The organism is Clostridium sp. JS66 (genome assembly GCF_033561535.1).
GTDB lineage: Bacteria > Bacillota > Clostridia > Clostridiales > Clostridiaceae > Clostridium_AM > Clostridium_AM carboxidivorans.
The window spans coordinates 1,890,000-1,914,516 of record NZ_CP131467.1 but is presented as its reverse complement, the minus strand read 5'-3'; the positions used below and the strand labels follow the sequence as shown (position 1 = coordinate 1,914,516).

The window sequence follows — 24,517 nt, the reverse complement described above, 5'->3', positions numbered from 1 at the left end:
CCATAGGCTATTATTAAAATAGCTGAAATATACATAAACTAGATAACAAGTATTATGAAAGCTACGCTTTTTATTTAGAGCCATATCAAGAAGTAATATATATACACGTAATGCACTAAGAGGTAACTTTCAACTGTATGGAGACTGATATATGCTGTGAAGGAAGATCCGAACGAATTTTAGAAGTTCTTTGCTTGAGATATTGAAAAATACCGTAATTTTTGCCAGGAAGGCAAAAGCTCCGAAAGTGACAGAACGTCACATTTGAGACCAGCTAGTAAAAGTCAATAAGTTTTTATAAAAAATTTTATTAATAAAAATAGGTATCACAAAAAATCCATTAAAAAACACGAATAATGGAAATTACTTCCTAATTATTTTAGCCGTTAGGCTGCTGGTTTAGATAGCTTATTAAGATACATTTTTGTATGTATTTTAGGGTCACGTAATTCATACTCTTTTTGATTTTTAAGAACAGAGAATATGTAGTTAATTAGCTTATGCATTATTGCCACTAAGCCTACTTTTTTACTTTTACCTTTCATATTTTCAGTATAAAAATTAAGTAAAACTTTATTTATTGGTTCACCGTTTCTACTTTTACGTACGGATGATAACGCGACAACATATAAGGCTCTTCGTCCTATTCGGGTACCTCGTTTAGACATAACATTTTTGTTACTATTAAACTTACCAGATTGTTTAACTGAAGGATCTAAGCCAAAATATGCAACTAAATGCTTAGGTTTAACAAAACCTTTAATATTACCAATTTCGCTCATTATTGCAATGGATGTAAAATCTCCAACACCAGGTATTGAGTAAAGTAATTGTACATTTTTCTTAAATTCATCAGAAATTCTATTGCTACACATTAATATATGAATTTCAGTTAATAGGTTTCCAATTTGGATTTCCAATGATTCTATTATTGCAATAGTATTAATTACTTTTACAAATAGACTTGGTGATTTAAGACCAATGTAAACAGCTTCCTCAGCAGCAGCATATAACTTTTTATATATCTTTTCACTATGTACTAACCCTTTTCTAGAATTGCTTGAAATGAGATTAATAACTTCATCTCTATCAGCATTTAAAACTGCTTCAGCACTAGAATACTTTTTTAAAATGGCTATTGATGTTTTTCCTGTAATATTTGAAAAAACAGACCTGTAACCAGGAAAAATGACTCTTAAATCCGTAGAAAGTTTTTTTGTAAATGTAGATTTACTATCAGTAAATTTATAGTAATCTCTACAAAGAGATTTTAAAGTGTAGATTTCAATATCAAAACTAGAAGAATATTTGACATCTTGAAATTTACCTATATTAGCAATGGTTAATGCATCTTTTTTATCATTTTTTACTTTTCTTATATCCACATTTTTGTTACAATTAGTAATGAGTGGATTAAGGATACATACTTCAAATGTATCTTTAAGAAAGTGGAAAAGAGTAAGATGGTATACACCAGTAGATTCCATGAAAATGGCTGTTTTCATGCTAAACTCTTCTTCCACTTTTTTTATTTGATCTACTAGGTAATCAAAACCATTTCTATTATGCATAATCTTAAAAGGTTTTCTATAAATTTCACCGTTAGGTGCTAGTATAGCAGCTACTGAAAAATCTGCGGATACATCAATTCCAACTGTTGGTCTATAAAAAAATTTACTCATATACATTATCTCCTTTGTTTGTAAGAGATAGAATAGATATTCCATTTCTATCAGTAATTTTGTAACCTTGTTTGTGACACAGGTAATTCCCAAAGGGAAACCTAACCAGCTAAACACAGAATTCTCACTGATGGAATGACATGCTCAGTCACGGGTAATAATGACTCGATAGAGTCATTTCCCAGGAGGTGTCCATCTATCTTCTATTCAGGAGATATTATACATCAATATTTACTAATTTGGTTTCCCCTTAAGGGAAAATAGAAAACTAAGTTAGAGTAGAAACATACACCCTGTCGGGTAAAAGAATTACGAATAATAAGAAAAAACTAAGTTGTAATATTCACAAATGGTATAGATAGTTTTCTATTGAATGTTATGGCTACATTATACAAGGAGGTAGGGATTTTTCAATATCTCAAGCATTAGAACTTCTTAATGAAGTGAGTTTTCCTTCACAGCATATATCAGCCGGAATACAGTTGAAAGTTACTTCGCTTACATGCACTTATGCTGCATAATTTTTATATTACAATCCATTTAAATTTGATTCTATTTATAAAGATCTTCCCCAAACCATTTTGTTGATAACTTGGATAATGTTCCATCTGCCTTTAACTCTTTAAGAACTTTATCTATATCATTTTTTAACTCAGTATCTTTTTTATTTAATACAAAATAAGTTGGTACTTTAGTAACTGTTCCTGTTAGCTTTACATCCAAATTTAAACTTTTTTGAACTGCAGGGAAAGCAGCTGAAGGATATACTGCAGCATCATATTGTCCTGAAGCTATCAATTTGAATGAATCAGCAGTGTTTAATGCTTCAATAGATTGTAAATTTACTTGTTTGTCTGGATGTTTCTCATTATACTCTTTAATTACAGTATAACGAGCATCATTAGCTGGAATTGGTTCTAACTTCTTTCCTACTAAATCATCCATTGTATTAATATCATTACGATCCTTTTTAGTTACAATCTTCAAATCACTTAATCCAAAAGGTTCATCAGGGAAAAGATATTTCTGTTCACGTTCTGGACTCTTATAAAAATGACATGTACCCAAATCGTATTTACCTGATTCTACACCTAGAAGAAGTGCACTTTGGCTCATACCATTAAATTCAAATTTATATTTAGTAAGTTTTTTGCTTACTTCTTTAAGAACTTCAGCATCATATCCAGAAGCTTCTCCATTTGCATCTATATAAGTAAAAGGTTTAGCATCATTTACTACAGCAATTTTTACAACCTTAGCATTACTGTTACTGCTTGAAGAATTGCTAGATTGTTTTGAACACCCTGCTGCTCCTACCGCTAATGTAGTTATTAAAGCTATTGAAACAAATATTTTTTTCATGTAAATTACCTCCATAATTATAATAATTTTAAACACTAATTTTCTTATAAACTTTTAATCTATTTTCTAAAACCGTAAATAATTTTGCAAATATATAGCACACAATGAAATATATAATTGCTGCATCTAAATAAGCTTCCAAATACTTATATCCCGAAGATGCTTCAACAGATGAAACAGCCATGATTTCAACTACCATTACAGAAAATGCTAGAGATGTATCTTTAGTAATTTGTATAAATACATTACTAAAATTAGGCAATGCTGCAACTAAAGCTTGTGGTAAAATAATTCTTCTATAAGCTTCAAAGCTTGTCATACCTATAGAATAAGCAGCTTCAAGTTGTCCTTTATTTACTGAACTTAAAGCAGATCTTATATTTTCTGAAAGGTATGCAGCTGCATTTAATGTAAATGCTATTAATGCTATGGATATATGCGATATACCACTTGGTGACACCTTCCACCCTAAGCTTTGATGCAGATAAGTTAGTAATTCTGGAAATCCATAAAATACTACATAAAGCTGTACTATTATAGGTGTTCCTCTTATAAATGACACAAAAACTGCACATATAGGTTTTAAAATAGGAATGTTATTAGTTCTGCAAATAGCAATAATTAAACCTATAACTAAACCAATTGCAATGGAAACTATAGATATGGATAGCGTCATAGGAACAGCTTTTAATATTTTAGGAAATGTATTTATGGCAAATTGAATATCAAAATTCATATTAATCATCCTTTCCGCTATTAACAATTGCTATTTGCTAGTTTTTTAATTGATTTATTGTTCATATGTTCATATAACGAAATAAATTGTTCAATTACTATAGAAATAATCCAATAAATTAATGCTACTGCAAGGAACGCTTCTAATTGTCTTACTCCATAACCATCAGAACCTATTAATTTTGCTTTTCCTAATATATCTACAACTCCTATTGTGAAAACATAAGAAGTTTCTTTTAAAAGACTTATTATTATATTTCCTAAATTAGGCAAGCAAATTTTAAAGGCTTGTGGAATTATAATTCTTCTTAAACATTGAATGTTATTCATTCCTATACTAAGAGCAGCTTCACTTTGCCCTGCATCCACTGATAAATATGCAGATCGCATAATTTCTGATATAAAAGCTCCACTATTTAAGGCAAATGTTATTATTGCAAAAATACTTTTACTCCAATCATTAATATCAATTCCAACAAAGGACAATAATTGTGGCAACCCATAAAATACTAAGAATAATTGAAGTAAGGCTGGTGTTCCTCTTATAAATGCCGTATACCCATTAGCTATGGATTTAAGTAGAATATTTTTTTGCAGTTTCATTACTGTTAAAATTAAACCCAATAATAATCCAAAGATTAGGGATGCTATCATAATAATAAGGGTTAATGGTAAAGCTTTCATAATGGAAGGTATTGAACTGAATATATAACTAGGATCAAATATCTTATTCATCTTTTTACCTCCCTAATGCTCTATTTTTTGTAAAAACTGTTTAGTTCTTTGCTCCTTAGGGTTATTAAATACTTCCTCTGGAGTGCCTTCTTCCACAACTACTCCACCTTCCATAAATATAACCCTATCAGCAATATTATAAGCAAAAGACATTTCATGAGTAACAACAATCATAGTCATGCCTTCTTCTGCTACCTGCTTCATAACTGATAGCACTTCACCAACAAGCTCTGGATCAAGTGCTGAAGTTGGCTCATCGAAAAGTATTACTTCAGGATTAATTGCAAGTGCTCTTGCAATACCAACACGCTGCTGTTGTCCACCTGAAAGCTGAGAAGGATAAAAATTATATTTATCAGCTAGTCCTACTTTATCCAACAATTTTTCACTTATTTCTTCAGCTTCCTTCTTAGGAACCTTTCTAGGAATAATCAAGCCTTCCATTACATTTTCAATTACAGTTTTGTTATGGAAGAGATTATATGATTGAAAGACCATAGCTGTTTGTTTTCTTACTTTTGAAATGTCACTTTTAGTGGCAGCCTTAAAATTTATCTTAGTATCACCAACTGCTAACTCACCTTCATCAGCTTTTTCTAAAAAATTTATACATCGTAATAATGTGGTTTTTCCAGAACCACTTGGTCCCAGTATTACAACAACCTCTCCCTTATTTACTTTTATACTTGCCCCTTTGAGAATTTCATTTTTACCAAATGATTTATGAATTCCTTTAATTTCAATCATGTAACCACTTCCTAAATTTTATTATTTAATCTTCAATTACTTTTTTGTTACTATAACATGACAGCATTCGTCACCTTTTGATAACATTTTAGGAAAATCTAATTCTATACCATCAAAACTACTAGCTATACCAAAATCTCCATAATTAGCCATACGACACAATTCAACTATTTCATCCTTAGAGCATCCAAGCTGTTTCCAAGCTTCTACTAATGCACAATGACTAAATTTTAGTTCTGATTTTTTATCTCCTGCTGCAGCTATTTCAGCTCCAAAAGCACATTTAGTAACTCCTCCTACAAGTTGAGTTGCAAAATCTTTAGCTCCATTTACATCCTTAAAATTCTTGCTTTTCATTTTTCCATATTCTGTTATTGCCTTCTTTGCTATTTTATCTGCATCGATTCCTTCTTCTTTTACAGCTTTAAGTAATAAATAAAACCAAGTTGCTCTATCACCAATTGCTCCTCTTATTGCCTTTGTTAATTCTTCTTCTGTATACTTTTTTTCACTCATTTTTTATTCCTCCAAATCAATTTAATTTTTTTACAAACAATTTTACATTTTGTATAGCATGAATATTCAAACAAAGCTTTGTATGGTATATGTAGATTTATGTTCTTGATTTATCATATTATATTACAGATTTTTTAATTTAACAATAGTAAAATTAAAAATTTATTAATTTTAGATGTACTTTTTTGATGAATGCTCATAAAAACGCGCGTTAAACTTTACATTTCACAATTAATACACTAATTTGAAACAAGTCATAATATTCATATATACCATTTTTTTATAAAAAAAAGCTATCTTTTTTAGATAAAAAAGATAGCTTATTACAAACCTTGACTTATAAATTTGCCATTTTTCTTATCTTCCAGAGTACGCATAATTACTCTGCAGGAATTAACACCAGTACATTAAAAAATAAATGCTGGTTGTCGGGTTTCATAGGGCCAGTCCCTCCACCGCTCTTGATAAGATACGTAATATATTAAATTTTCTAATAACCATTATTTATTGCTTGACTTATTACGATTATATACATTAAATTTCATCATGTCAACACATAATTAATTTTTTTTGTAAACAAAATTAAAAATTTACATCTTCTGATTTTCTTACTGCAATTTCTTTTTGCATCTTTTCAAGATTATTAGGTGTAATTTTATAAAGTAATACAATAAAAATCAATCCTACTATCATTATAATTGCTGGAATTAATGCCATTCCGTTTTTTATACCACTTATTAATTGTGCTGTAGGCTTCATATTTGCAACATATCCTGCACCTACAAGGACAGAAGTTATAATAATACTTCTTAAAAATATTGCAATTTTAATTGGAAAACTTATCAATGACATAATAAACCCTCTTGCATTCTTTCCAGTTTTCCATTCTCCATATTCAACCGTAGATGAATACATAGCAACACCTAATGCATCAGGAATTCCATATCCTAGATATGCTACAAACATCAATACTATAAATGACATATAATTCATTGGCAAAGCCCATACAATGAGCAATCCAACTATAAATATTGCAAGAGACAAAATATAAGTATTTCTTTCTCCAATTTTTTTAGCTAGTGGATTTGTAATAACAGCACCAAAAAGACATACTATACTTAGCCCTGTAAAAAATATAGTGACTACTGCCAAATTATTTACAACATATTTAAAATAATAAAATGCCATTCCAAAAATAACAAACCTTCCTAAATATCTTCCAAGTTCACCTAATAACAATCCTATAAGAGGTGGATTTACTACTATTTGTTTTAACATCTCACCTACAGACATTTTTTCTTCTACCTTACCTGTTTGAGTGGACTCTCCAGCATTTCCATAGTCTTTAGTCATAAAAAACAATATATAGTAGCAAGCAATCATAATAATGCCTCCAAGTATAACAGTAAAAGTATATCCACCTGCAGGATTACCAATAGCTTTACCTATCATCAATATTAAAGGCATACTTACTAAAGAAAAACAAATAGTACCTAATGAGTTAAACATACCTCTGTTTGATGCCATAGCAATTCTTTCTTCTCTTACTTCTGTCATAGAAGAGTTCATTGCTACATGTGCTGCGTAAAAAATATTCCAAATTAAATGGCTCACTATAAATCCCATTGAAATTATAATTGCGTTCATTGTTGAAGAACCTATCTTAGAAAATTCTAAAATATAAAATAGTACTGCAAAAGGAGGTCCTATTAATAGCCATGAACGATATTTACCCCATTTCATATTGAATTTTTCTAATATAACTCCTGCAGTAGGAACCCATACAAGGTCAAATATACTTGTAATCATAAGTACAGTACCTGCTAAAGCTGCGGATATTTTTGCATAGTCAGTTAAAAATGCAGCAAAATAATATACTTCTACATTTACAAGCAGCTGAAATCCAAAGGATGGTACTCCATAAAAATTAATAATAGATTTTTTTAATTTTTGTTCCATAACATTTTCCTCCCATAAATATTTAGTTGGTTTTATAAAAAAATATCATAACAAATAAAAAGGGCTGGTATTAGTGATACAAAATCACTAATATAACAAGCCCTAATATAAAAGTAATCTATTTTGTTTTTATCTTCCTGTAGCTGCTGAAATCATAGCCTTTACATTTTCAACCTTTGCATTTGGAGGTATTGAACATCCACTAGATAAAATAAATCCTTGTCCCATATCTTTAATAAGCTTTGTACTATAATCATATATTTCATCAGGAGTGCTAAGAACAAGCTTTGCAGCAGGTACATCTCCTTTGATACATACATGACCTCCAAGCTCTTGTTTTATCTTGTAAATATCTGTCATACCATCTGTTTCAAATACAATCTTTCCTTTTGGAAAATCCTTAAAGTAGTGCAAATCACGTTCCCAGTTTCCATCAATATGAATGTCACACACTACGCCCTCTTCTATAATGGCATCTGCTGCTCCCTTAATATATTTCCATACAAAACGCTCCCATAACCTAGGAGAATAAAATTCACTAGCTCCACGTGCTGGAGAAAGGAAGAAAACATCTGGTTTAGATTCTTTTATTTGCTTTTTTATACCTTGAATCATACCTTCTTGAATAACATCTAAAACTTCCTCAACCTTATCTGGCATTCTAAATAAATCTCTCATGAATTTTGTCATAGAACGTCCGCCACTTAAGTATTCATTTACAGTTATAGCTACAGCAGGGCTATATAATACAAATCCAGCATCTCTAACATTCTGCTGTGCTTGTGGAGAATAAGCTAAATCTGCCGCAATTTCATCAATATTAACTCCCAATCTATCTTTTAAGTAACCAGGCATAAAGCTATTCCAGCCTTTATTTATAATTGTGTCATAATCTTCCGGCTTCATCATTTCTGCTTCATCAATCTGCCAAAGCATATCATCTGCAAGTTCACGTCCCGGAAGCTTAACTTTCGCCATAAATATTAATGGAAATACAGGTCCTACACAATAAGCTGAATTAACTCCATCAACATCTCCTAAATCTTTCATAGAGTTTATTATAACTTCATTTGATTTTTTAACGCTGTCTTTTCCACAAAGATCTGCTAATTTTAGTCCCATATGTTTAGCAGCAAATGAATCATTCATAAGTATAACAGGTGTTCTGTCAGTTTTCTCCAATGCCAATGTCTTTCTAAATCTCTCCAAACGTTCATTGTATAATTCTTGTGTTGTTTTCAATTTATTTCACCTCCACAAATTTTTTACAATATTCTACAGTCTGCTGAGCATTTTTACATACTATATCTGCACCCATATATTCACCTGCAGCATCGTCAACAGGGCCTCCTCCTACTAAAACTTTTGTACTTTCTCTAAGTCCTGCATCTCCTATTGCCTTTATACATTCTTTAACGTTATCAAAACATGTTGTAAGAAGACAAGAAATTCCAACTACTTTAGGTTTATACTGTTTAACTGCTTCAATAAATTTATCTGTAGGAATATCAACACCTAAGTCAATAACTTCAAATCCATTACTTCTCATTACAGTAGTTACAATATTCTTTCCAATATCATGAATATCGTCATATATTGTTCCTATAACAAATATTCCATTTTTTGATTTACCTGTTTCACCCATGCCTCCAATTATCTCTGAAGCTTCATTGAAAACCTCTGCAGACATAATTAATTCTGATAAGAAATATTCCTTTTTCTCAAATCTATTTCCTACAATTTCCATACCTTCTTGTAAACTAGCTATAATATCTAGAGCAGGTGTTCCTTGAGCCTTTAAAGCTTTTACCTCTTCTAAAACCACATCTTCATCAAGATCAGCCATTGCTTCAACTAATTTTTTACTCATAATATTTCCTCCCCCTATAAAATATTTTTTTAATTATATATAATGTTAATTCGATCCATTTTACTATTTAGAAATTTGAAGTATATATCTTCAATATTTTTTATTGTTAATCTAAATAGTTTAATATTCATTCATTAAAAAGTATTAAACCTACATAAGAAACAGTATTTGGACCATTATAATAAGGTATACCTGCACTTTTTTCTAAAGCCATAACATCAATACCATAAGCTTCCACTGAAGAAAGTGCTTTATCAGGAAACCTGCACTTTTCTCCATCAAGATAAGTACATCTCTCACATATATCACAACAACCTGCTTTTAGTGCTAAAATATCCTCAAATTTGTATTTATCCTTTACATGATCAAGTATTTTTCCGAATATTTCATTATGCTCTTTACCTGCTGCTATCATGCCTTTATAATCAAAAGAACTTGATAGTTTATGTGCAGTTTGTATTAAAATACCTTGTTTGTAATTTTTAACTTTATCCATTAATTCATTAATAGGTCCTACAGCTGGTGGTCCCATCCAATTTGTATCATACTTGCGGCATACATTTCTTTCACAAGCTTTTCTATAATCTTCATGAAACTTGATTTTTGAAGTATCTGCCATTGCTGCGTAAGTAGCTTTTAATTCCAATGCATCTTTAATTAAATCATCAAAATTAATTTTCATATATCTACTCCTCAAAACACATATTTTCCAATTTTAACAATGTATCTTAACATGTAATAATTCCTCTAATTTTTTCAATGTTATGAATTTTAAAGTTTTCTCATCAGTTCCAAATACAATTGCTGTTATGTTTACAGTTATACTTTTAACTTTTTTATCTTCATGATTTTTTGAAGTTTTTATATTTGTATTTTTACCAGTAGTTGCAATCCAGACGTTGAAATTTTCTTCACCTTCAACAAAAGCTTTAATGTGTCCTATGAAATATTTATTTTCTAACACCCACTTTTTAAGGCTTTCTATCCAAGCTTCCAAAGAATTTTCCATCTCATTTACTGATACTTCTTTATTGAGTTCAAGTGAAATTGTATTTGAAAAAACAGCTGGAACTTCCTTAAGCTCACCATATAATTCTTCTTTTGAATGTTCATGATTACATCCACATTCACCTTCATGGCTGTGATAATACTGATGTTTCTGAACTTTGCCTAAAGGCTTCTGCAGTTTACGAATATCATTCACTGATATCCACCACCTTTTTCCACATACAGTCATCTACATTTTTACTTGCAGATACCCTATATATGTTAGCCTTTTCATTAAGGTGTTTTACATCTTTCTCTATAATCTCTAGTTCTGAATCCAAAGTTAAATCAACTTTATTTATAAGTACTGAATCCCCTTCAGCTATCTGATTTTCTATAAGTATTGGAGCTACAGTCCTTAATTCATAAAAACGTTCTGCATCAACTACAGTTACAGTTTTTATGCTATCTATCCCTTTTCCATACTTATTTAAGTTTCCTAATATTTTACCTGGATAAGCCAGTCCAGTAGTTTCAATGATTACCCACTTAGGGTCAATTTTTTCTTTTATATCATTTAAAGTAATTATTAAATCTGATGTAAGCTGGCAGCAAATGCATCCTGCAAATAATTCTCTTACACTAAACCCACCAGATTTAAGTACTTTATCATCAATGCCTATATCTCCAACTTCATTTTCAATAATTACTAAATTAGGCTTCTTTGACGTTTGACTTTCAACAATGAAATGTGCCAAAGAAAGTATTAAGCTCGTTTTTCCTGATCCAAGAAATCCACTAAAAATAATTAAATTCATCTAACCTCGTACTCCCCCTTCCTTTATTTAGAATTCAGGTTAAAACTATCACAAACATCCTTGCAATGCTACCCTATTTCAGCATTACCATAAACATGTTCTAATGTAATAGTTTCATTTGGATTTATCACTACAAATTCATCATCCCAAGGACCATTTAAAAGCTTCTTAATATATCTTAAAGTTCCAGGAATTATTTCTCGTCTTAACTTCAAATCCTTGGCAACTTGGTCGGTTTTTTTTAGAAATGTTTTAAGTGGAAAAGCATTAGTATTAATAACCCCTAACCTTTTATAATTCTTTAAAATTATTTTATACACCCTATCTGCTCTATCTTTTCCGTGTCGTCTTACAGTTTCTTTATATTCAGCCCATATATTGCTTTCAAAATCTAACCAACCCTTAGTGAGAAAATAAGTACCCTCTTCCTCTGAAATTTCCTTTCTTCTTTCACAGGAACCTAGCAACAAAGCAACACAATCATCTACCTTTGGAAAAATCATTCTGTAATCTGATGATTTCAAACCAATTAATGCATTCCCACAATATCCAAAGGCTAAAAGTACCTGCTCAACATTTGATATGTGGTCAAGTTCTTCTTGGATACGTTTTCTTAAAGATTCAGTGTTTGTATGCAGACCTGATTCTATCCACAATACAGGATATTTGCAGCTTGTTTCCTTTATAGCCATATTTAATTCATCTGTAATAGTTCTACATGCTACAATAACAGTGTTCACATCATTTCTCCACCTTTGCTACTTTATTATTAAAATAACCTCTAATCATATAATCCTTCACGGAAGGCTTTTATAAACTTTCTTGAGAATCTATCCTGTCCTAACAATGTTTGTGATGCAATTAGGGCACTTCTCATTTCTTTATTTGTAGGATCCATTATATAAGAATCCATTCCTCGAGCCATAGTTTGTACCATAAATAATCTATTTAATACTTTTCTTGCAGGCAAGCTGTAAGATATATTACTTAATCCACAAGTAGTGTGTACCCCTGGATGACCTTCCATAATATTCTGTATTGCTTGTAATACTTCTATTCCATTTTTTTGCCCTGCACTTACTGGTTTTATAAGTGGATCTATATATATATCATCAATATTAATTCCTTCTCCAGTTAATTTTGTAATTATAGAATCTGCAATTCTAATTCTATCTTCATTTGTCTTTGGCATTCCACCATCATCAATACATAAGGCTATAATTTTTGTATTAAACTTCTTTACTAAAGGTAATACTGCATTCCATCTTGGAGTTTCAAAAGTTATAGAATTGATCATTGATTTACCATTAGCAGCCTTTTTTAATCCTGCTTGTAAAGCTAATGGATTAGGACTATCTATACATAGTGGTAAACTAGTAACTTGAAGTATATTGTCTACTAACCATTCCATAGTCTCAACTTCAGTTTCTATACATGTACCACAGTTTACATCAATGTATGTTGCTCCTGCTTCTTCTTGTGCCTTTGCAATTTGTTTTATGTACTCCCCATCTTTTTTTTCAACAGCTTCTCTTATCAGCTTTCTACTTGTATTTATTAATTCTCCAATAATTAGCATTTACTATTTCCTCCTTTTTGTCTTGATAGGATAATTCGATAATTTTTAAATCAAATTTTACCAATTTTAATTTAAAACCTATAAATATTGGAAAAAAATTCAATAATTATAAACTGTTCTTACATTAAAATAATATCACATATATTCTGAAAATTCATGCTACATAATGCTTAAATTCACGGCACTAATTTATACATCATGTGTTGTAATTTTTTATACATAAAGAAAAGATCCAATAGAATTATATATTATTAATGCTATTAGAAACTAAACAGAGATATATTTACTACTAATTTATTGTTTTATTCACCTAACAACTTTATTTACAATATATTAATATTCTATATTTGGACAAAATGCTATAATATTGTGTATAGTCATGTAAACTTACAATTAGAATAATTCACAATAATTTAGGAGTGATTAACTTGAATTCCTTATTTAAAAAATCTATTTTAGCATTAACAATGTCTATAGTACTTACTACTACGGCATATGCTGAACCAGTTCAAAACAATGCTAATAATGGAAACTCTACTGTAGAAAATTTACTGATTAACATTGAAAAACTTGATAATGAAATAGAAACTGTAATGAAACAAACGGATGATAATAATAAACAAATAACTGCTACTGAAGCAAGTATTAAGACTACTGAAAAAGAACTTCAAGATGCTGAATCAAATCTTAATAATCAGAAGGATATTTTTAACAAAAGAGTAAAATCAATGTATATAAATGGATTTGATAGTTATTTAAATGTGCTTCTTCAATCTAAAGATATTGGAGATTTACTTTCAAACACTGATACACTTGTAAGATTAATAAATCTAAATGAAAATACCATTAATAAGTACAAGCAGAATAAAGACTTAGTAAGTACTAAAAAGGATGCTTTAGTTTCAAAAAATAATACATTACATGCATTAAAAACTGATAATGAAAAAAAGCTAGCTCAATTAAATAGTGCTAAAGAATCTGAACAGAAACTTTTAATTGAAGCTCAAGCTGCGGAAAATTCATATTCTGTTAATGATGAAGCAGCCCTATCGGATGCTTTCAAATATCTTAACAGTATAAAGGGTAAAGCTTCCTCAACTTCTCCTTCTGACATAGATGCAGTTATGGCTTATGCTGCTAGTTTTTTAGGAACTCCATATGTATGGGGCGGAACATCTCCAAAGCCAGGCTTTGATTGCTCTGGTTTCACACAATATGTGTGTGCACATTTTGGAGTATCCATTGGTAGAACTACTTATGACCAAATAAATGATGGTACAGAAGTACCTAGAAGCTCTTTAAAACCTGGAGATTTAATTTTCTTTGGAACTGCCAGTGATCCTCATCATGTAGGTATGTATATAGGCTTTGGAGCATATATTCATGCACCACATACAGGAGATGTTATTAAAATTTCCCCTTTAAACAGGAGTGATTACTTAACTGCAAGGAGAGTTCTTAGTAAGTAAATTATTTACTTTAAGCATTATACTAAAAGTTGAATGAATAACATAAAAAAGTTGATACTATATTGTGACCTTAAATTGGGCAAGTTGTTGAAATTCTTTCAATAAACTTGCCTTTTATTTTTTTGGAGGACAATTGTTATCTATAATTTAAGTTTATAGTTAAAGCATAAAATATTTAGATTTGAAATACATAATATACTAATCTCAAATTTAATTTATAATATACATGTTCAAGAAAACTTACTTATATTAATGTTAATGGTAAGTTAATCATACAAATTACATAATTTAAAAGTATAAGCAAGTTTTAATTTTCATAAGAAGAGGTGTATATAAATGCAATATGATGAAATGACTCCTAAAGAAAGGGCATCAGCTATAAATTCCGGAAAACCATTTGATCGAATTCAATGCTGTCCATTAATGGGAGAAGTAGGCGCAAAATTTATAGGTGTAAAAATAAGCAAACTTTGTTTTGATTATAAGTTGATGGTAGATACAGAAATAAATTCTTACAAAACGTTTGGTTTTGATGGTGCTGGGATTGGTCCAAATTTATTTGGCATTGCAGAAGCTATGGGTACAACCTTAGCTTACCCTGACAATGATATGCCATACATAGACATACCATTTTTAAAAAATTATGATGATATAGACAAACTTATTCCTGTAAATCCACATAAGGATGGCAGATTACCATTATTTTTAGAAGCTTGTAAAATAATTAATGAAAAAATAGGCGCTGAAGTTGGAGTTTCAAGTGGTCTTGGCGGCCCTTTCACCACTGCAGCTTCTTTAAGAGGCACTGATGTTTTTTTAAGGGATATTATAAAAAATCCTGAGTGGGTACATAAACTTTTGGAAATTTCCACTGAAAGCATATTTAACTACATTGATGCTGTCAGTGACATAGGTATAAAACCAAGCTTTGGAGAACCTGTTGCTTCTCTTACTGTCATAAGTCCAAAACAATTTAGAACTTTTGTAAAACCATATTTAAAAAAGTGTGTTGATAAAATAATTGAACGCTGGGGAAGTGGTCCGTCTATTCACATCTGTGGTAATACAAAAGGAATATGGGAGGATATAGCAGATACAGGTGCTCAAGTAATTAGTGTTGATAACGTAGTTGATATGGAAGAGGTAAAAAACTCAGTTGGCAATAGGTCAATAATAATGGGTAATGTTAAACCGATTGATACAGTATGTTTTGGAGGAAAAGAAGAAATTTTTAATGAAGTAAAAGAATGTATTAAGAAATCATATAATAGCCCAAAAGGATTTATCTTGAGTACAGGCTGTAAAATTCCTATGCAAACCTCAAAGGAAAATGTGGAACTATTTATGCAAGCCGCAAGGACCTATGGTAAATATCCTATTAATCCTAAAATTTTAGATTAATCCTGTAAACTAAAATATGATTATTATCTATATAAAAGAATAAGAAGGTGCTGCCCCACATGAAAATTCTATTGTGAGACAGCACCTTCTTATTTTTATAATATTATAACTTTTTACTTTAGCAACAAACTAGAATAGAGGTATCAAAGTTCCTTTTGCTTTCTTTTTTAATAATTCTTTAATTCCTTCTGTTCTATATGCATCATTTAAATCTTTAACCCATTTTTTATTTTCATTACCGTTTTTCACAACAACTCCAACTGCATATGTTTCATTATCTTTTGGACTTGCAATATATTTAGATGCATCTAAACCTGCATTTACCATATGAGTAGCTGCTAGCAAAATACAATCTACATCCTTCAAAGATTGTGGAAGTGTTTGCATGTCTGCTTCTATGAATTTAAATTTCTTTGGATTAACAGCAGCATTATCTTTAACATCATAAATTGATGGTGATTTTTTATCAGCAGGAAGTTTTATCAATCCAATTTCGTTTAATAAATTCAAACCTCTTGACTGATTTGTAGCATCATTGCAAAGACCAATAGTAGCTCCATCTGGAAGTTCCTTATAGTCTTTATACTTACTAGAGTACATGCCAAAAACAGGAGCCCAAAGTTTAGGCTTAACCATAACAAAATTTGTCTTATTAGATTTATTGTAATTTTGTAAGTATGGTTCATGCTGATATATGTTTGCATCAATGCTTCCTTCACCTAAAGCAGTATCTGGTCCAATACTATCATTAAAAGTAACAACTTTAACATCATAACCCTTCTGTTTAAGTGCTTTAGCTGCTTCATTTCCATAATCTAGAGAATCTGCTCTCATTCCAATTTTGATTGACTTCTTTTCATCTGATGAACTACTTGTAGCGTTACTTTTTCCGCATGCTGTCATTGATGTTGTAATCACCAACATACATAACATTAACTTCATAAATTTTTTCATAAGTTTTCCCCCTCAAAAATAAAATTTGTATAGATAAATAGATTAATTAAAAATATAATATGCTATTTCAATTTTTTATAAAGCGTATCACCACCATATTGAATTAAGCATACTAATACAATTAATACTACAACTATTGAATACATAATTTTCTGATTAAAATTTTGATAGCCGTGAGTTAAAGCTACTGCACCTAAACCTCCAGCTCCAATTGCTCCTGCCATTGCTGTTGCACCTAACAAGTTTATTATAGCCAAGCTCATACCTGAAATTATCGAAGGTAATGCTTCAACTAACATTACGTTGAAAATAATCTGCTTGTTTGAGGCACCAAAGGATTTTGCCGCTTCAATAAGTGATGGATCCACTTCTTTAAAACTACTTTGAAAAATACGGGCAATAAATGGTGTAATTGCCGTTGTCAATGGAACAATAGCTGCTTCCTGCCCTATAGAGCTTCCAGTAATAATTCTTGTTAAAGGAATAATAGAAATCATCAATATAACAAATGGAAAAGAACGAATTACATTCACTACAGTATCCAATACTCTATGAATAAATTTATTAGGCTGAAGCCCATTGTCATCACAGATTACCAAAATGATTCCCACTAAAAAACCTAAAAATGTTCCCAGCATACCAGATATAAAAACCATTCTTACGGTTTCTCCAAGTGCTGGTAAAATCAACATATTAATAATTTCAGTTAATGTATAATCGCTCAATTTCTCACCTCATTCCCATCATTTTTAATTTCCATCCATTCTACTTTATTTTTATCTAAATAATTAGTAACTGAATTAAAATCACTATCATCTATGTTTATAACAAAAGTAGATATTTTATCATTTCTATATGATTGAGTAGAACTTTCTATAATAGAAAATTTGATATTCAATTCATTTACGATTCTAACAATTAATTCTGAGCCTTCCAACTTTTCAATTCTGTACATAAATCGTATATTTTTGCCTTTTTCCGGCAATGCACTATTTTCAACTCCTATTAAACGTTTTAAAGCTGGTGGTTGATTTAAAAATATATCCTTAACAGTTCCTTGAGAAGCTATTTTGCCGTTTTCTAAAATAGATACTTTATTACAAATTCTTTGAATAACAGACATTTCATGAGTAACTAATACTATGGTAATTCCAATTTTTTTATTTATATCACTTAATAGGTCTAATATAGAGTTTGTCGTACTAGGATCAAGTGCTGATGTTGCTTCATCACACAGCAAAATGCTTGGATTCATGGTCAAAGCTCTTGCAATTGCAACCCTTTGCTTCTGACCACCACTCAAGTTTCTTGGCCTTGCTCCAGCTTTATCTTTTAGTTCCACCAGTTCAAGCAGTTCATTAACCTTGCTGTCAATTTCTTTTTTTGAATATTTCCAGCATCTCATAGGTAAAGCAATATTATCATAAATACTCTTTCTCTCTAATAAAGAAAAATGCTGAAAAATCATACCAATATTTTTTCTAAATTCTTTTATCTGCTTTGTATTTAAATCTTTAACTTCATAATCATTAACCTTCATGCTTCCATCCTGATAATCTGTTAAACCATTAATACATCTCAAAAGTGTTGACTTTCCTGCTCCACTCCTACCAACAAGACCATAAACGTCTCCTTTTTCAATTTTAAAATTAATATCTTCTAATACAACATTTTTATTTTCATAAACTTTTTTCAATCCAGTTGCAGTTATCAAAATATCTCTTCCCCTTATTTATTAAATTTTATAATTATATCAACAAATAAACTACGCAATAATCAACAAGTTCTGTTTAAATTGATTGTCCACAATTTGATGCAAAAAAATAACGGTTTAACAAACATTTACTTTCAATATGAGCATCAGTAAACATTCTGTGCCGCTTTAAGTTTTTTTAATGTTGATTCCTATAGCAGTAAAACAGCTTAATTACTTCAAATTTTGACACAATTTTCACATAGATAATTTTAACTCTTATAGCTACCAAAATCAAATATTAAAATATTATGCATCAACGTCATTCTATTATAATTTTTTATACATTAACAGTAAACTTATTTTTTTATATAATAGCATTTAAAAATTTCACACTTAATGTTTCATTATCGTTTCTTCTTGCATCTGCAATGTTTAATTAAATTATATAGTTATTTTTGAATATCTCTTTTACATTTTATTATAATATTTATGAATTTTTTAAGCTTTTCATGAATATTATTTAATAGTGCACTTATAAAATTATCCATTAAATTCTGAATTTTCAATCATATATAAATCTTAAGGAGGTGTTAAAAAAAATTTTGTATATGGCTATAAAGTGATTAATAATCTGTTTTAAAAGTTATTAATTAATTTTATGAGGGGGATTAAAATGAATAAGGATAATACTGGCCTGAACGAAGAACTTCATCGTGGTCTAGAAGAGAGACATATTCAACTTATGGCTCTTGGTGGTGCAATTGGTGTTGGCTTATTCCTTGGATCCGCATCAGCTATTAAAACAGCCGGTCCTTCACTTCTATTAGCTTATGCTGGTGGTGGAGCTATTTTATTCTTTATTATGCGTGCACTTGGCGAGATAGCAGTTGAGCATCCTGTTGCTGGTTCCTTTAGTGCATATGCCAATGAATTTATTGGCCCTCTTGCTGGATATTTGACTGGATGGACCTATTGGTTTATGTGGATTGTTACTTGTATGGCTGAAGTTACCGCAGTAGGTGTTTATGTTAATTTCTGGTTCCCAACTATCCCTCAATGGGTATCAGCCCTTGGTGCTGTTGTTATAATGTCCATAGTAAATTTAACAGCAGTTAAAGCCTTTGGAGAATTCGAATTCTGGTTTGCACTTATAAAAGTTGTTACTATTGTTATTATGATTGTTATAGGAATAATTATGATTATTACTGGATTAGGTAATACCGGAAAACCTACTGGTATATCAAACTTGTGGAGTCATGGAGGATTTTTTCCTAAAGGAATAAAAGGTACAGTTATGGCCTTACAAATGGTTACATTTGCCTTTATAGGAATTGAACTTATAGGAGTTACAGCCGGTGAAGCAAAGAATCCTCAAAAAACTATACCATCAGCTATTAATAAGGTTTTCTACAGAATATTAATATTCTATGTAGGAGCATTATTTGTAATTATGTCACTATATCCTTGGGATAAAATAGGAACCCTAGGAAGTCCGTTTGTTTTAACATTTAGCAAATTAGGAATTGCAGCAGCAGCAGGCATTATAAACTTCGTTGTACTAACTGCAGCCTTATCTTCTTGTAATAGTGGTATTTTCACCACCGGTCGTATGCTTTACAATCTTTCTCTTCAGGGATCAGCTCCAAAAGCCTTTGGAAAGCTTAGCAAATCACAAGTTCCTAGTAATGCAATTTTAATCTCTGCATTTTTCATGCTTATAGGTGTTTTTCTTAATTATATTGTTCCAGCTAAAGTATTTGCTTATGTTACTAGTATTGCAACCTTCGCAGGAATTTTTGCTTGGTTTATAATATTACTAGCTCAAATGAAATTTAGAAAATCTCTTACTTCTGAAGAAGCAAAAAAATTAAAGTTTCCTATGAAAGGATATCCTTATGCAAACTACATTAGTATAGCATTTTTAATATTTGTACTTGTAGTTATGTGCTTAAGTCCAGATACTCTAATAGCAGTTATTGTAGGACCAGTTTGGCTTATAATACTAGTTGCTTTCTACTATGGAAAAGGTATGAATAAACATAACAATACTAAAATTACTAAATCTGAATAATTCAACTTTTTCAGAGGACAGTAAAGGAAAACTTACCTTCACTGTCCTCTCTCAATTGTCCTCTAAAAAATGTTTAGCTTTTAAATTATAAAAATTTAAAAGCTAAACATCTTTTTAAGCATCTCATATCTTTCATGAGTAATAAGAGCATCCTTATCTGTATTTTTTAGTTTCACTATATAAGTCCATCTTCCATAAGGATATATTTTATTAATCATAGACAAATTGATAATATAAGACTTGTGACTTCTAAAAAACACTGCTTTATCCAGCCTTTCTTCTAATTCACTCATACCTTCAGAAGTAATATAGGAATTATCAATTGTGTATATAACCGTATTTCTATCTTCTCTTTGTATAATGACTATATCCTTCATATCTATGAAACTTATACCATCTTTATTCCTTATTAGTATTTTATCTAATCCCTTTTCGTGGCGGATTATTTTATACATATTTTCTTCGCTTTGAACATCATTTAAAGTTTTTATTCGATTTAAAGTTTGATAAATTCTATCTAACTTAAAAGGCTTTACAATATAATCAAAGGCATAAAGTTGAAATGCATCAGACATATATGCATCATGTGCTGTAACAAAAATAATTATAGTTCTTGGATTTATATCCATTATTCTTTTAGCACATTCTACTCCATTCAATTTTGGCATTTCCACATCTAAAAATATAATTTCAGGATGTTTTTCCTCTACAAAGGAGAGAACAGCTTCTCCATCAGCTGCCTCTCCTACTAATTTAAATCCCTCTATTTTTTCAATGGCCTTTTTTAACACCATTCTCATGCCTTCTTCATCGTCTCCAATGAAAACTTTAAGCTCCAATAAATCACCGCCTTCTTCTCCTTCTTTTTGCTCTAGGTTTACCCAATATCTCTGAATATACTATGGCCTGCATAATATTTTCTTCTTTTAGCTCTAAATTCATTGTTGTTTTTTCTTGTTCTAATTTCTTTTTTAATTCTTGAACTTTAGTTTTTTCATATTCCATATTTCTTTGAAGTTCTGCCTTTTCTGTATCTTCTGTATCATATGAAAAATTTAAATTTTTTTGTTTATTCTCTTGCAAATTATTTCCTTTTAACCAATCATAATTATCCTGCCTAGCATTATTATCAAAAATATTACCTTTAGTTTCATTAGTTACTTTTCTTGCTTTTTCACTGGAGGCTTTTATAATATCTTTCAAGACTTTTCCTGAATCACAAATAATATCCACCAAATTATCAAAATCAGTCATAATTTTTTACTCCTTAACATCATTAGGATTGCCATATGAAGTCTTTTTATCTTTTTTATCACCAACTTTAGATATAGACTCTCTCATTCTTGTATCTGATATTACATTTTGCATATCATAATAATCCATTACTCCTAATTTTCCTTCTCTTAAAGCTTGAGCCATAGCTCTTGGTACTTCTGCTTCTGCTTCCACTACAGCAGCTCTCATTTCCTGCTCTCTTGCTACTGCCATAGCTCTTCTTTCTTCTGCCTTTGCTTGGGCAATATTTTTATCTGCTTCTGCTTGAAGGGTTTGAAGTTGTGCTCCTATATTTCTTCCAACATCTACATCAGCAATATCTATAGATAGTATTTCAAAGGCAGTACCTGCATCCAATCCTTTTGCTAAAACTGTTTTAGATATAGCATCTGGATTTTCCAAAACTTCTTTATGTGAGGTAGATGTACCAACTGTAGTTACAATACCTTCTCCAACTCTAGCAATTACTGTAGCTTCACCAGCTCCACCTATTAATCTTTCTAAGTTTGCCCTTACTGTTACCCTTGCTTTTGCTAAAAGCTCAATTCCATCTTTTGCAACACCTGAAACATTAGGTGTTTCAATTACTTTTGGATTAACACTCATTTTTACAGCTTCAAGTACATCTCTACCTGCAAGATCTATTGCTGCTGCTCTTTCAAAGGGTAATTTAAAATCTGCTCTATGAGCTGCAATAAGTGCATCCACTACTTGATCTACATTTCCACCGGCTAAATAGTGAGCTTCCAGTTGATTTACACTAACTTCCAATCCTGCCTTTGTTGCTTTTATTAATGGAAAAACTATTCTTTTTGGTTGAACCCTTCTAAGTCTCATTCCCACTAAATTGAAAATACTTACCTTTACATTTGCAGCCAATGCTGAAATCCAAAGACCTACTGGTACAAAACTTAAAAACAATGCTAAAAAAATTATAAGTATTCCTAAGAATACAACTACAGTGATAGGACCATTCATAATATTTATTCCTCCTTATTTTCTAAAATATTTTTCTAACTACAATTATTCTTCCTTCTACTTTTATAATCTTTACCTTTTCATCCTTTGGAATAAACTCTCCTTCTGAAACCACATCCATTTTTATCCCATTAAAATCTGCAATACCAGCTGGTCTCAAAATTGTAAGAGTAATTCCCTGTTGACCCACAAAATATTGTAAATCCTCGGAGCCTGTATATCCAGTTTCTTTCTTTTGGGTTTCACGCAAAATTAGTATTTTTGAAAGTCTACCTTTAGTTGCAGAGCGCAGAACTAAAGTAAGAGCTACTCCTAACACTGCAATGATGATACTAACTAAAATCAATGCTTCCATAATACTTTTCGCTGTTATTACTATGCCCATTATTAAAAATATAGCTCCGAAAATTCCTGGTATTCCAAATCCAGGATGAAACATTTCTATAACTACCAGCAAAAATCCAAATGAAAAACACAATATGGCAATCCAACTTATAGTAGATAAAAAACTTACCAGCTCCATTTCTCCCTCCTCCTTTAATTGTAACTTCTGTGTATCTGTCTATACTAGTATAATACTTCCTACATGAATTAAAATGAATGCATAGTAGTCCAAAAATACATAATTCAGTTTAAAATGTCATATTTCAAGTTTTACCTTATGACTTACCCTACATCATATTGAAAAGTTTATTTATCTTGGAATCCATCCTTGAAAAACAGTAAATTCATTTTCTGTAAATACTTTAATTCCCCCTCCATATTCCTCTAGTATATGCTTTACAATAGCCAGTCCCATACCTTCTCCTTTTTCACCTTTGGTAGTAACTCCTGCTTTAAAAATTTTTTTCACAAGTTCTTCTGGAATTTTTGGTCCATTGTTCTTTATTTTAAATCCATATAACTTTAAATCTTCGAATAATTCTATTTGTATAATTCTTTCTTCATCTATTTCTTGAAGTGCATAAATTGCATTATCTACAATATTACCAAGTACCCTGCAGAATTCCCAAGATGGTACCTTTAAATCTTGAAGTGAGGAAGTAATTAATATTTCTGTTTTTATTCCTCTTTTTTCTCCATAAAGTATTTTAGCTTGAAGCAGCGCATTAACTGCTGGATTAGCAGTTTTTAATACCTTATTTACCTTTTGAATGTCTTTAAATACTTTTTCTATATACTCTCTTGCATCATGATATTCTTCCATTTCCATAAGACTATATACTACCTGCAGGTGATTCATAAAATCATGTCTTTGAGCTCTAAGAGTTTTGTTAAGTTCCCCTAGCTGTTCTAATGTATTCTTAAGCATTTTATATTCATCATTGTTGCCATTTAAAGAACGAATATCCTTAATTGCAAAAAAACTATTTATAATTCCTATGGATATAATTAAATATACCAAAAGTTCTCCACTATAAAATTTATCTTGTAAATTTAATACATTTTTATAAAAGTAATTGTACAATATCACCATAACAATTGTAGTTATTTGAATTGCATTTAAAATAATTACTGTAGTGATTGTTTTATTTACGTCTAACTTTTTCTTCATTACAAAAAACTAAACTCCCTTCCCTATTTCTGTAATCAAATTAATTATATCATAAAATAACACTACCTCCACTAAAATACATTTTAATGAAGGTAGTGTTAATAATATTCTTTTATTTTATTTAAAAA

Annotated in this window: 25 protein-coding genes and 1 riboswitch; of the genes, 3 read left to right on the top strand and 22 right to left on the bottom strand. The window is 30.4% G+C overall.

What is annotated here, in order from left to right; all coding sequences use genetic code 11:
* Positions 1–386: 386 nt before the first annotated feature.
* From Q6H37_RS09005 to Q6H37_RS08940, 14 genes are all read right to left on the bottom strand, one after another.
* Positions 387–1,682 (bottom strand): IS110 family transposase, encoded by a 1,296-nt coding sequence (locus Q6H37_RS09005; RefSeq protein WP_318733743.1) that lies wholly within the window; start codon positions 1,680–1,682, stop codon positions 387–389.
* Positions 1,683–2,234: 552 nt separating this feature from the next.
* Positions 2,235–3,044: a transporter substrate-binding domain-containing protein gene (locus Q6H37_RS09000; RefSeq protein ID WP_318741116.1), complete on the bottom strand. Its 810-nt coding sequence runs from the start codon at positions 3,042–3,044 to the stop codon at positions 2,235–2,237.
* Between the two features lie 28 nt (positions 3,045–3,072).
* The gene (locus tag Q6H37_RS08995; protein ID WP_318741113.1) at positions 3,073–3,780 is read right to left on the bottom strand and encodes an amino acid ABC transporter permease; all 708 of its coding nucleotides are present in this window, start codon (positions 3,778–3,780) and stop codon (positions 3,073–3,075) included.
* Between the two features lie 20 nt (positions 3,781–3,800).
* Entirely contained in the window at positions 3,801–4,514 is a 714-nt protein-coding gene (locus Q6H37_RS08990; protein WP_318741111.1) for an amino acid ABC transporter permease, read from the bottom strand.
* A 12-nt stretch (positions 4,515–4,526) separates the two neighbouring features.
* Positions 4,527–5,261 (bottom strand): amino acid ABC transporter ATP-binding protein, encoded by a 735-nt coding sequence (locus Q6H37_RS08985; RefSeq protein WP_318741108.1) that lies wholly within the window; start codon positions 5,259–5,261, stop codon positions 4,527–4,529.
* A gap of 36 nt (positions 5,262–5,297) precedes the next feature.
* Positions 5,298–5,777, bottom strand: a complete 480-nt coding sequence (locus tag Q6H37_RS08980; RefSeq protein WP_318741106.1) for an L-2-amino-thiazoline-4-carboxylic acid hydrolase — start codon at positions 5,775–5,777, stop codon at positions 5,298–5,300.
* Positions 5,778–6,131: 354 nt separating this feature from the next.
* Positions 6,132–6,248: riboswitch (SAM riboswitch) on the bottom strand.
* 111 nt (positions 6,249–6,359) lie between these two features.
* The gene (locus Q6H37_RS08975; protein WP_318741103.1) at positions 6,360–7,736 is read right to left on the bottom strand and encodes a glycoside-pentoside-hexuronide (GPH):cation symporter; all 1,377 of its coding nucleotides are present in this window, start codon (positions 7,734–7,736) and stop codon (positions 6,360–6,362) included.
* A 129-nt stretch (positions 7,737–7,865) separates the two neighbouring features.
* The gene (locus Q6H37_RS08970) at positions 7,866–8,978 is read right to left on the bottom strand and encodes a uroporphyrinogen decarboxylase family protein (RefSeq protein ID WP_318741101.1); all 1,113 of its coding nucleotides are present in this window, start codon (positions 8,976–8,978) and stop codon (positions 7,866–7,868) included.
* A gap of 1 nt (position 8,979) precedes the next feature.
* Positions 8,980–9,606 carry a B12-binding domain-containing protein gene (locus Q6H37_RS08965; RefSeq protein WP_318741099.1) on the bottom strand — a complete coding sequence of 209 codons (627 nt, stop codon included), beginning with the start codon at positions 9,604–9,606 and terminating at the stop codon, positions 8,980–8,982.
* Between the two features lie 127 nt (positions 9,607–9,733).
* On the bottom strand, positions 9,734–10,288 hold the full coding sequence (locus Q6H37_RS08960) for a DUF2284 domain-containing protein (protein WP_318741096.1): 555 nt from the start codon (positions 10,286–10,288) through the stop codon (positions 9,734–9,736).
* Between the two features lie 33 nt (positions 10,289–10,321).
* The gene (locus Q6H37_RS08955; RefSeq protein WP_318741094.1) at positions 10,322–10,810 is read right to left on the bottom strand and encodes a hypothetical protein; all 489 of its coding nucleotides are present in this window, start codon (positions 10,808–10,810) and stop codon (positions 10,322–10,324) included.
* The gene (locus Q6H37_RS08950) at positions 10,803–11,411 is read right to left on the bottom strand and encodes a GTP-binding protein (RefSeq protein WP_318741091.1); all 609 of its coding nucleotides are present in this window, start codon (positions 11,409–11,411) and stop codon (positions 10,803–10,805) included. Before Q6H37_RS08950 ends, Q6H37_RS08955 begins: the two co-directional genes overlap by 8 nt.
* 68 nt (positions 11,412–11,479) lie before the next feature.
* Complete coding sequence (locus tag Q6H37_RS08945; protein ID WP_318741088.1) at positions 11,480–12,151, bottom strand: DUF1638 domain-containing protein; 672 nt, start codon at positions 12,149–12,151, stop codon at positions 11,480–11,482.
* Between the two features lie 41 nt (positions 12,152–12,192).
* On the bottom strand, positions 12,193–12,990 hold the full coding sequence (locus Q6H37_RS08940; RefSeq protein ID WP_318741086.1) for a methyltetrahydrofolate cobalamin methyltransferase: 798 nt from the start codon (positions 12,988–12,990) through the stop codon (positions 12,193–12,195).
* Between the two features lie 428 nt (positions 12,991–13,418).
* Between Q6H37_RS08940 and Q6H37_RS08935 the strand changes: the two genes are divergently transcribed.
* Both Q6H37_RS08935 and Q6H37_RS08930 read left to right on the top strand, forming a co-directional pair.
* Complete coding sequence (locus tag Q6H37_RS08935) at positions 13,419–14,459, top strand: NlpC/P60 family protein (RefSeq protein ID WP_318741083.1); 1,041 nt, start codon at positions 13,419–13,421, stop codon at positions 14,457–14,459.
* Between the two features lie 336 nt (positions 14,460–14,795).
* Positions 14,796–15,860 (top strand): uroporphyrinogen decarboxylase family protein, encoded by a 1,065-nt coding sequence (locus Q6H37_RS08930; RefSeq protein WP_318741081.1) that lies wholly within the window; start codon positions 14,796–14,798, stop codon positions 15,858–15,860.
* A gap of 129 nt (positions 15,861–15,989) precedes the next feature.
* Here Q6H37_RS08930 and Q6H37_RS08925 read toward each other — a convergent pair whose 3' ends face one another.
* The 3 genes from Q6H37_RS08925 to Q6H37_RS08915 all read right to left on the bottom strand — a co-directional run bounded on the left by Q6H37_RS08925 (position 15,990) and on the right by Q6H37_RS08915 (position 18,528).
* Positions 15,990–16,814 (bottom strand): MetQ/NlpA family ABC transporter substrate-binding protein, encoded by an 825-nt coding sequence (locus Q6H37_RS08925; RefSeq protein ID WP_007063183.1) that lies wholly within the window; start codon positions 16,812–16,814, stop codon positions 15,990–15,992.
* 62 nt (positions 16,815–16,876) lie between these two features.
* Positions 16,877–17,539 carry a methionine ABC transporter permease gene (locus tag Q6H37_RS08920; protein ID WP_318741076.1) on the bottom strand — a complete coding sequence of 221 codons (663 nt, stop codon included), beginning with the start codon at positions 17,537–17,539 and terminating at the stop codon, positions 16,877–16,879.
* Positions 17,536–18,528 (bottom strand): methionine ABC transporter ATP-binding protein, encoded by a 993-nt coding sequence (locus tag Q6H37_RS08915; protein WP_318741074.1) that lies wholly within the window; start codon positions 18,526–18,528, stop codon positions 17,536–17,538. Before Q6H37_RS08915 ends, Q6H37_RS08920 begins: the two co-directional genes overlap by 4 nt.
* Before the next feature lie 655 nt (positions 18,529–19,183).
* Here Q6H37_RS08915 and Q6H37_RS08910 point away from each other — a divergent pair.
* Positions 19,184–20,581 carry an amino acid permease gene (locus Q6H37_RS08910; protein ID WP_318741071.1) on the top strand — a complete coding sequence of 466 codons (1,398 nt, stop codon included), beginning with the start codon at positions 19,184–19,186 and terminating at the stop codon, positions 20,579–20,581.
* A 95-nt stretch (positions 20,582–20,676) separates the two neighbouring features.
* Here Q6H37_RS08910 and Q6H37_RS08905 read toward each other — a convergent pair whose 3' ends face one another.
* The 5 genes from Q6H37_RS08905 to Q6H37_RS08885 all read right to left on the bottom strand — a co-directional run bounded on the left by Q6H37_RS08905 (position 20,677) and on the right by Q6H37_RS08885 (position 24,389).
* On the bottom strand, positions 20,677–21,420 hold the full coding sequence (locus tag Q6H37_RS08905; RefSeq protein ID WP_048030085.1) for a LytR/AlgR family response regulator transcription factor: 744 nt from the start codon (positions 21,418–21,420) through the stop codon (positions 20,677–20,679).
* Positions 21,421–21,424: 4 nt separating this feature from the next.
* Positions 21,425–21,835 (bottom strand): hypothetical protein, encoded by a 411-nt coding sequence (locus tag Q6H37_RS08900; protein ID WP_318741065.1) that lies wholly within the window; start codon positions 21,833–21,835, stop codon positions 21,425–21,427.
* Between the two features lie 6 nt (positions 21,836–21,841).
* A complete protein-coding gene (gene floA, locus Q6H37_RS08895) occupies positions 21,842–22,834 on the bottom strand; it encodes a flotillin-like protein FloA (RefSeq protein ID WP_007061022.1) in 993 nt (330 codons plus the stop codon).
* Between the two features lie 22 nt (positions 22,835–22,856).
* Entirely contained in the window at positions 22,857–23,357 is a 501-nt protein-coding gene (locus Q6H37_RS08890; RefSeq protein ID WP_318741062.1) for an NfeD family protein, read from the bottom strand.
* Between the two features lie 171 nt (positions 23,358–23,528).
* Entirely contained in the window at positions 23,529–24,389 is an 861-nt protein-coding gene (locus Q6H37_RS08885; protein ID WP_318741060.1) for a sensor histidine kinase, read from the bottom strand.
* Positions 24,390–24,517 lie beyond the last annotated feature (128 nt).